The 8,196-nt window shown below is 59.0% G+C and carries 9 protein-coding genes; 4 read left to right on the forward strand and 5 right to left on the reverse strand.

Annotated elements, in window-relative coordinates:
- Positions 1 to 136: 136 nt before the first annotated feature.
- The 4 genes from msrA to NKH42_RS30545 all read right to left on the reverse strand — a co-directional run bounded on the left by msrA (position 137) and on the right by NKH42_RS30545 (position 3,473).
- Complete coding sequence (msrA, locus tag NKH42_RS30530) at positions 137 to 865, reverse strand: peptide-methionine (S)-S-oxide reductase MsrA (protein WP_352476876.1); 729 nt, start codon at positions 863 to 865, stop codon at positions 137 to 139.
- Between the two features lie 76 nt (positions 866 to 941).
- Positions 942 to 1,277, reverse strand: coding sequence for a hypothetical protein (locus tag NKH42_RS30535; RefSeq protein ID WP_352691881.1), 336 nt, complete (start codon positions 1,275 to 1,277; stop codon positions 942 to 944).
- Between the two features lie 78 nt (positions 1,278 to 1,355).
- Positions 1,356 to 2,066, reverse strand: coding sequence for a DUF1223 domain-containing protein (locus NKH42_RS30540; RefSeq protein WP_352691879.1), 711 nt, complete (start codon positions 2,064 to 2,066; stop codon positions 1,356 to 1,358).
- A gap of 342 nt (positions 2,067 to 2,408) precedes the next feature.
- Complete coding sequence (locus NKH42_RS30545) at positions 2,409 to 3,473, reverse strand: TadE/TadG family type IV pilus assembly protein (RefSeq protein ID WP_352691878.1); 1,065 nt, start codon at positions 3,471 to 3,473, stop codon at positions 2,409 to 2,411.
- Positions 3,474 to 3,632: 159 nt separating this feature from the next.
- On the opposite strand from NKH42_RS30545, the gene lepA reads away from it, so the two are divergent.
- From lepA to NKH42_RS30565, 4 genes are all read left to right on the forward strand, one after another.
- Entirely contained in the window at positions 3,633 to 5,438 is a 1,806-nt protein-coding gene (gene lepA / locus NKH42_RS30550) for a translation elongation factor 4 (protein ID WP_352691876.1), read from the forward strand.
- 155 nt (positions 5,439 to 5,593) lie between these two features.
- The gene (locus tag NKH42_RS30555; RefSeq protein ID WP_352882224.1) at positions 5,594 to 6,121 is read left to right on the forward strand and encodes a DUF1643 domain-containing protein; all 528 of its coding nucleotides are present in this window, start codon (positions 5,594 to 5,596) and stop codon (positions 6,119 to 6,121) included.
- A gap of 104 nt (positions 6,122 to 6,225) precedes the next feature.
- Entirely contained in the window at positions 6,226 to 6,723 is a 498-nt protein-coding gene (locus NKH42_RS30560) for a hypothetical protein (protein WP_352691872.1), read from the forward strand.
- Positions 6,695 to 7,513, forward strand: coding sequence for a dCTP deaminase domain-containing protein (locus NKH42_RS30565; RefSeq protein ID WP_352974797.1), 819 nt, complete (start codon positions 6,695 to 6,697; stop codon positions 7,511 to 7,513). The genes NKH42_RS30560 and NKH42_RS30565 overlap by 29 nt, the downstream gene beginning before the upstream one ends.
- Before the next feature lie 114 nt (positions 7,514 to 7,627).
- Here NKH42_RS30565 and NKH42_RS30570 read toward each other — a convergent pair.
- A partial coding sequence (locus tag NKH42_RS30570) for a hypothetical protein (protein ID WP_352974799.1) occupies positions 7,628 to 8,196 on the reverse strand: 569 nt, incomplete at its 5' end.

Genomic DNA, 8,196 nt, shown 5'->3' on the forward strand with positions numbered 1-8,196 from the left:
TTCGCGATGTCCTCGCACACCTGTTCGCGATGTCCCCGGTCCAAACACCCCCTTGAGGGGGAGATGTCCGGCAGGACAGAGGGGGTGCGAAGGATCGCCGACGCTTATTCTCCGTCGCGCCCGCCGGCGCAAAAGCTCAGCTCTTGTTAGCGGCCAGCACCAGCACCGGCTTTTCGCTGTAGAGGTTGGGGAACAGCCGCTTCAGGTTCTCGACCTTGGGCAAATCATTGTAGACGATATAGGGATAAGTCGGGTTGAGGGTCAGAAAGTCCTGGTGGTAGTCCTCGGCCGGATAGAAGCTCTTGCCGGTCTCCAGCGTCGTCACGATCGGCTTAGGAAACACCTTGGCCTTGTCGAGCTGGGCGATATAGCTTTCGGCGATCTTTTTCTGCGTGTCGTTTTCCGCAAAGATCGTCGAACGGTACTGTGTGCCGCTGTCCGGCCCCTGGTAGTTCAGTTGCGTCGGATTGTGCGCCACCGAGAAATACACCTGCAGCAGCTGGCCGTAAGTAACCTTGGACGGCTCGTAGGTGATCTCGACGGATTCGGCATGGCCCGTCCGGCTGGTGCCGACCATTTCATAGACGGCCGTGTCCTTGTCGCCGCCGGCATAGCCGGAGACGGCGCTGGTGACGCCCTTGACGTGCTGGAACACGCCTTGCACACCCCAGAAGCAGCCGCCGGCGAAGACCGCCTTTTCGGTGCCGGCGGTGGCCTTCTCGTCCATTGCCGGCGGCGGGATCACCACCGCGTCTTCGGCCGAGACTGCCGGGGTCTGCCAGAATACGGCGGCGGCGGCCGTGAGGATGAGCGCGGCAGCTGCTGCTTTTGCGAAAATCGACGATCGTTTCACGGCTGCGGTCATGTCTGATCTCCCATGATGTGGCGTGGATTATACGACGGATAGGTCCGCCGGGCTCTCACATTGCTGTGCGCATCGCCTATTTGGCCGGAGCCATGGCATCGCAGGCCTTGGTCGCCTCTGCCTTCTTCATGGCGTCCGTCTCGGCGTCGGCCTTGTTCATGCAGTCGGCCTTCATCGGATCGGTCGCCTTCATCGCGGTCGTGGCCATCGCGTCAGCCGCCATGGCGCCGGCCGGCTTCATTGCGTCCGTTGCCGGCTTCATGGCGCCCGTTGCCGGCTTCATGGCGTTTGTCGCCATCGCCGGCTTCATCGCATCTTCGGCTCGCGCCGCGCCTCCTGCGAACAGCGCCGCCGAGCAAAGTGCGAAGGCGAGTACCGCCAGGGTCGGGCGATTGGTCAAACGATTGGTCATGATGATCTCCTAGGGTTTGGCAGGGGTTGACGGCATGCGGCGGCGCCGCTGCGCGTTGGGGGAATTTCGCGCGGGTTTCTAATTCGTAGCGGCAGCAAGGATCGGCCCGCCGCCCGGCACCTGTACCAGCACCGCCGTGCTAAGGCCGCCCGTCGTCGCCGGCAGCGGCAGCGCGGTGGCGTCGCCGGTCCAACTGCCCAGCCTGGTCAGCGAATGCACGACATTGGCGTGCGGCAGCGTGCGGCCGGTGTTTTCTCCGCGCGCCACCGGCACCTCGACGACGCCCTTGCCGTAACGCACCAGCCAGACGTCGGCCTTGCCTCCGGGCACCGGACCGGCGCCGATGCTGACCATCCCGCCGGCGAGCGACAGCGAAGGTCCGTCGGCGCGGCCGCCGCTCGAAATCAGCTGCTCGATCTCGCCGGGCCTGGCGCCGACCGCATCGGCCTTGCCGTTGACCACCACTTGTGGCGTGAACGGGCCGGAACGGCCGAGCGACGGTTCATAGCGGACCTGGCGCTGCGTGAATTCTTCTTTGCCGAATGTGTCCTTCCAGCCGAGATAGTCCCAGTAGGTGACGTTGAAGGACAGCGCCAGCACGCCGGGCCGGTCCTTGACCTTGATCAGATTGGCGTTGGCCGGCGGGCAGGACGAGCAGCCCTGGCTGGTGAACAGCTCGACGACGGTCTGCGTCTGGCCGGCGGCCGCGCCGGTTGCCGACAGCACAGTTGCCGAAAACAGTACCGCGGCGAGCCCCATCAGGGCTGTGCTGCGTTTCGATCCGGTCATCGCTGTTCTCCTGTGCGGTTCCATGTCCACACTTCGCCGCCGAAACACGGTTCGTTACAGCATCACCGCTTCGTGATCGTTCGCAGCTCTCTCTTCCTCTTGTGGGAGAAGGTGAATCGGCGCGAAGCGCCGAGACGGTTGAGGGGTGCTGGAAGCAATGAGGCGTCGGCGTTCCCTGGAACACCCCTCATCCGACCGAGCTTCGCTCGGCCGCCTTCTCCCACAGGGGGCAAAGGGAAGACGGTCGCTCGCAACCAACACGCCACCCGGTGTGACGGGCGGCGGTGTGATGGACGGGCAGCCTAAGCGGGCCGATATGCCCTCGCACTCAGCTGCGGCGTCCTATTGTGTCAACAGCGTTTCCGATGCCCGCTGATTGAAGGCGCACTTGCCGGTTACTGTGTAGAAAAAGTCCGCGTTGGAATCGGTGATGGTCGGAGATGTCGGCACCGGCGATCCCCCGTCTTCCCACGCTTGTGTGCTGGTCTGGCCGCACGGCACCAGCGTAAAGATATCGACCGTTTGGCCACTGGCGATCTCGACGCCGTCCGCGTAGAGGCGGTTCGATGTCGCCGGATCGTTCGATTTGAGCACCGTTGGATTGCCTGACGGCACATCCATCTGCAGGTAGAGCTGGTCCATCTGGCTGACGTCGATCACCGCGCCGGCACCGGTCGCCGGGTACATGGTGTTGACGCAGGTGGTCGCATATTTCTTGCCGTTGGAAGCGGTCTGGGTGATCGTGGTGCTGGGCAGCCCATAAAAGCTGAGCACCGTGGTGGTCGTACACACCTGCTGCTGGACCGTAGTGATCGTCGCTCCGTTGATGGTGGAGACGGTCGCCGTGCCATAGCCTTTCGGATCGCCATAACCGTTGTATGTGTAGGTGATCTTCATCAGCTTGTTGGCCACCGTGTCCCCGAATTTGGTGCCGTAGAGCGTCATTGTCTTGCCCCACCAGCCCGAGACCTTGGTCACCTTGAACGTGGCTTGCACCAATGCCGGCCGCTTTGTCACTGCCGACGCAACGCCGACCTGCACCGTGTTGATCCTGGCGATCTGCATGAAATTCGTCGGCATGGCAAAGCCGGCCGAAGCCTTGATGCTGGCGGCGCCGTCGGTGGCGACGACGAAGCTGTCGAGCTTGGCCGTGCCTTGCCCGCCATTGGCCAGGTATACCTCCTGCAGTTTTACCTGACGGTCCGCCAATGAGGTGTCCGTCGCAAGCGTCGTGATCGACAGCGACGCTGCATCGAGGGCGTTCTGCATCGATGCCCTGGTTGAAACCGCCGAGGTATAGTCGATGGAAAAGCCCAATGCGGCAACCATCGGGATAAGCAGGATGGCGAGCATCGGCGCGAACGAGCCGCTCACCGATCTGAGAAATTTGCGTGCTGACAGCGGCATTCCGATCCCCCCGAAACGGCGATAGACCGGTGGGCTACCACGCCGGGCGCAAACTATGCTCTAATCTCATGGATCAAAGTTTAACGACTTTGCCGCCTTGCCGCCGCACCCGCGCCCCGCCGCTTGCCGATATACCGTGCCCCTGCTAAAGCGCGCCGCATGACCACGCCGATCAAGAACATCCGCAACTTCTCCATCGTTGCCCATATCGACCATGGCAAATCCACGCTTGCCGACCGGCTGATCCAGTCGACCGGCGGGCTGGAGCTGCGCGACATGAAGGAGCAGGTGCTGGACTCGATGGACATCGAGCGCGAGCGCGGCATCACCATCAAGGCGCAGACGGTACGGTTGAAATACCGCGCCAACAATGGCGAGGATTATATCCTCAACCTGATCGACACGCCCGGCCATGTCGACTTCGCTTATGAAGTGTCGCGCTCGCTTGCCGCCTGCGAGGGCTCGCTGCTGGTCGTCGACGCCTCGCAAGGGGTCGAGGCGCAGACGCTGGCCAATGTCTACCAGGCGATCGACAACAACCATGAGATCGTCGTGGTGCTGAACAAGGTCGACCTGCCCGCTGCCGAGCCCGAGCGCATCCGCGAGCAGGTCGAGGAGGTGATCGGCATCGACGCCTCCAACGCCGTGCTGATCTCGGCCAAGACCGGGCTGGGCATCCCCGACGTGCTGGAAGCGATCGTCAACGATCTGCCACCGCCGCGCGAGGGCGACATCGCGGCCCCCTTGAAGGCGATGCTGGTCGACAGCTGGTACGACGCCTATCTCGGCGTCATCGTGCTGGTGCGCATCATCGACGGCGTGCTGAAGAAGGGCCAGACCATCCGCATGATGGGCACCGGCGCCAGATACCTGGTCGAGCGCACCGGCGTCTTCACGCCCGCCCGCATCAATGTCGACGAGCTCGGCCCCGGCGAGTTCGGCTTCTTCACCGGCTCGATCAAGGAGGTTGCCGACACCCGCGTCGGCGACACCATCACCGAAGACAAGCGCCCGACGGCACAAGCCCTGCCCGGCTTCAAGCCGGCGCAGCCGGTGGTGTTCTGCGGCCTGTTCCCGGTCGACGCCGCCGATTTCGAAGACCTGCGCGCCGCGGTCGGCAAACTGCGCCTCAATGACGCGTCCTTCTCCTTTGAAATGGAAACCAGCGCCGCGCTCGGCTTCGGCTATCGCTGCGGCTTCCTCGGCCTTTTGCATCTTGAAATCATCCAGGAGCGGCTGGAGCGCGAGTTCAACCTCGACCTCATCGCCACCGCACCCTCGGTCGTCTACCGCCTGCTGTTGAACGACGGCACGGTCAAGGAACTGCACAATCCGGCCGACATGCCCGAGGTGGTCAAGATATCGGCCATCGAGGAGCCGTGGATCCGCGCCACCATCCTCACCCCCGACGACTATCTCGGCGGCATCCTGAAACTCTGCCAGGACCGGCGTGGCATCCAGGCCGACCTGTCCTATGTCGGCAAGCGCGCCATGCTGATCTACGATTTGCCGCTCAACGAGGTGGTCTTCGACTTCTACGACCGTCTGAAGTCGATCTCCAAGGGCTATGCCTCCTTCGACTATCACCTGACCGACTATCGCGAGGGCGACCTGGTGAAAATGTCGATCCTGGTCAACGAGGAGCCGGTCGACGCGCTGTCGATGCTGGTCCACCGCACGGCGGCGGAAAAGCGCGGCCGCCAGATGTGCGAGAAGCTGAAGGAGCTGATCCCGCACCATCTGTTCAAGATCCCGATCCAGGCGGCGATCGGCGGCAAGGTCATCGCCCGCGAAACCATCTCGGCGCTGCGCAAGGACGTCACCGCCAAATGCTACGGCGGCGACGTCTCGCGTAAACGCAAGCTGCTCGACAAGCAGAAAGAGGGCAAGAAGCGGATGCGCCAGTTTGGCAAGGTGGATATTCCCCAGGAGGCGTTTATCCAGGCGCTGAAGATGGGGGATTGAGGGGGCTGTGCCTGTGGCCGGACGCAGTGGAATTTCAGACCAGCGTTGCACGGCGAAAATAGTTACTCGCCATTGCGGGTTCCCGGCCTTGCACTTCAGAGTCGCCCCGCAGCGGCCATTTGCGCCCCAACAGACACATTGCTGAGCGCGCACCATTGACAGCCATCTTCTCGGAATGTCGACAGTACCGTTATCGCCTCGACCGTCCCATCGGTGGACGGCGGCCGCCGGTGGCGTTTTTGCTTCACAATCCAAGTATCGCCGATGAAGAGGCCGATGACGCCACTCTGCGGCGGGGAATTGGGTATGCCAAACTATGGGGTTGCGAACGACTTACGTTCATAAACCCGTGGGCGCGCATTGCAACATTGTCTAGAGAGTTATGGGCAAGCGGTGACCCTGTCGGGCCGCTGAACGATGGTCACATTCTTCGGGCAGCGACTGAGGTGAAAGAGGCTGGCGGCTTCATCGTTTTGGGCTGGGGTGTCATTCGCCCGCCACGGCAATATCTACCGGCAGCTACCTCGAGATTGCGTGACGTTGAGCAACTCGTTCGGGAAACTGGGTGCGAAATTCGTGCACTCGGCTCGAATAAGGATGGATCGCCAAAACATCCTCTCTATATATCACGTGAGTCGAAACCGTTTCTGTGGCCCCCTTCTTCGGTTTCACGCTTACTTTAATAACTTGTGGGAAACTCCGATTTGCCGCAAAAGTCGTGGTATGCGGCTTGATTCGGCTTCAGAATCAGGATGGCAACGCGAACCTGGGGGAAGGGAGCGCGATTATGTTTTCAGATGGCGACATGCTGCAACTGCAACAGGAGCAGTATCATCATGATCGGAGGAACCACTCCGATATCCTGTGCTTGCATAAAAACGACAGGCTAAAACATTACGGACTCCACTACTGCAAATACGTGGGACGGCTGGCGCGCGGCTTGACTGAGCCAAAGGCTTATGACCGGACGTTGACTGACACTGCACTTGTCTGTCTTAGCGCAGCAAATACACTCCATCAGCATCTGCCCGCACCAAATGTTGCCGTCAAACCTGCCACCCAAATCGACCCGCTTCGCACTTTTGCTGATGCAGCTGGTCGGTTTGCGGACGCATGCGAGAAGATTGATCACGCCGAAGACTGCCTTCCTATTATGCGTAGCGCCAACATCGACATCATGACATGGGTTGCACAGATATCTGAAGAGCGAGGCCTCAACCTCCACGAAGCTGTAATACAGCGCAGGAGCGAATTGCGTGAGCGCCAGTTCTACATCACGGAATAATCTTGGCGGCGGTGGATTCTGGAGCGGCGAAAAGCTTCTAGCTAACCAATCCGTTGTAATGGATTTTGACCCATTGCACATAGATGCGAATGCGTACAACTTACGCATGGGTAATGTCCTTTTTAAGACGGCGGAACTATCTGGAGAACATCAAGGAAAAACTGTTTTAGCGGAGAAGCAATGCTTTTTGATTCCTCCCGGGCAGTTCGCATTTCTCCTTACAAAAGAGGAGGTGTCGATACCTTCAGATGCTATGGCGTTCATATCTATGCGGACGCGCATTAAGTACCAAGGGCTTATTAACGTTTCGGGATTTCACGTTGATCCAGGGTACAAAGGAAAGCTGATATACGCGGTTTACAACGCCAGCCCATCGCCCGTTCAGATATGTGAAGGAGATCCCGCCTTTAAGATCTGGTTTTGTAGCTTGGATAGAACATCAAGCCCACCGTACCTTTATGACGGAAAAGCTATAAACGATATTGATAACGAACTTGTTCGGGGCATGAGCAAAGAGATATTGTCACTTCAAGGGCTTTCTGAGAAAATTAGACAGATTGAGAGCGACGTTGACAAAAGAATTTCCACTCAACAACCTGTAATAGACAGCTTAAGTAATCTCTGGAATAACATCTCTCTAGGTGTTATCTTGGCTTTGGTAGGCATTGTATTAACCATTGTTGCTCAAACAACGTTGGGTGTTGGATTGAATCTTCTTAAGAAGATTGAGACTAAGTGGCCAGTACTTGGTGCCCCTGAGCTTAGTCCTCCCGCTCAAACAAGTCCTTAAACTGCGGCTAAAAAAGTTCTACTGAAACAGGAGATCCACGAATCAGCCCTAGCGGATTTACCGCTGCGTTCCTCTGCAATGTTCGAAGATGATAAAGTGGACTCTTGAGCTTGGTTAGTCCGAATTGCGTACGGCGGTCAGATGGATTTCCGCCGGTGTATAGCCGTCGCTTGTGAGCTTAGAAACAATGGTGATATCCCCCCGAACGGTATCTTTGGTCCAGATATCATGAGCCGTCACCGGGTCGACCAGCTTCATTCTGAGGCGCGATTCTGTGACGCCTTTCGGGACAGCCGCCCAGCCGGTATTGATCTTGTCCTTGTCCTGAGCGTGTATTTCAAGCGTGACGTCGTCGTAACTGTCGTACCGTTCAAAATCCTCTTTGGCGCTGAACTCTTCGGCATATGGGATTTGCTTGACGACTTCTGACTCGACACGTTCTCTATCAAATAGGATTGGCACACCGCCTTCACGCTGGCTTGGAATGAAGAAGCCCTGCACCGCCTTCGCCAAGCGCTTTACCGTGGCGGGTTTCCCATACTTCGCATCAAGAATCTTCTTTATGTCCTCTTTCGACTTACCGGTGTTTTTGGCTAGCTGGACACCTCGAAAAACCTGGCAATCGAGACCGCATTTTGATTCACTTCGCCTGGTGATTTGCACGGAGGCGTTGGATGCGAGGC

Source organism: Mesorhizobium sp. M1142, assembly GCF_040318565.1.
GTDB lineage: Bacteria > Pseudomonadota > Alphaproteobacteria > Rhizobiales > Rhizobiaceae > Mesorhizobium.

Coding starts and splice junctions, on each gene's coding strand:
- msrA (WP_352476876.1), bottom strand. CDS start 865: ATGACCGCAGCCGTGAAACGATCGTCGATTTTCGCAAAAGCAGCAGCT.
- NKH42_RS30535 (WP_352691881.1), bottom strand. CDS start 1,277: ATGACCAATCGTTTGACCAATCGCCCGACCCTGGCGGTACTCGCCTTC.
- NKH42_RS30540 (WP_352691879.1), bottom strand. CDS start 2,066: ATGACCGGATCGAAACGCAGCACAGCCCTGATGGGGCTCGCCGCGGTA.
- NKH42_RS30545 (WP_352691878.1), bottom strand. CDS start 3,473: ATGCCGCTGTCAGCACGCAAATTTCTCAGATCGGTGAGCGGCTCGTTC.
- lepA (WP_352691876.1), top strand. CDS start 3,633: ATGACCACGCCGATCAAGAACATCCGCAACTTCTCCATCGTTGCCCAT.
- NKH42_RS30560 (WP_352691872.1), top strand. CDS start 6,226: ATGTTTTCAGATGGCGACATGCTGCAACTGCAACAGGAGCAGTATCAT.